Raw genomic sequence first — 412 nt, 5'->3', positions numbered from 1 at the left:
TTCCGGATTCCATCCAACCGTCGGACGGATACCGGTATAACGCTCCCATGTCTCCAGGCTCCTTAGCAATGTATGTACCGCCACCTCACGCGGCACATTTCCCATCATCAGATGTGTATACGGGGATGCCACCGGCTCCACCTGACCGTCCAGAATCAGCGCCTTCAGCTTTTCCATGACCTCTGGAGCCAGCCTCTCTATTTCATCCAGCGTCTTGCCGCTGGCCTCAAATCCTAGTTTATACTGATTGTCCCGAACCAGGTCAAACAGCTTTTCATAGCAGTTTTTCACGACCCATTCCCGCCGTTCCATTTTCAGCTGGGAATACTGGATATTCGCATGTGGAAGAAAAATAACTTTAGGCCTCATATTATTTGCTCTAATCAAAGATTATTTTAAATACATCCTCGCC

1 protein-coding gene is annotated in these 412 nt (G+C 48.5%); it reads right to left on the bottom strand.

Annotated features, from left to right (window positions below; all coding sequences use genetic code 11):
* The coding region (locus NE473_RS30385) for a polysaccharide deacetylase family protein (RefSeq protein WP_502802856.1) at window positions 1-369 on the bottom strand (369 nt) is incomplete at its 3' end.
* Window positions 370-412 lie beyond the last annotated feature (43 nt).

Origin of the sequence: Hungatella sp. SL.1.14, from assembly GCF_024460495.1 — a bacterium.
Lineage (GTDB): Bacteria > Bacillota > Clostridia > Lachnospirales > Lachnospiraceae > Hungatella > Hungatella hathewayi.
The sequence above is the reverse complement of the archived record's forward strand: the minus strand, read 5'-3'. Positions and strand labels throughout refer to the sequence as shown.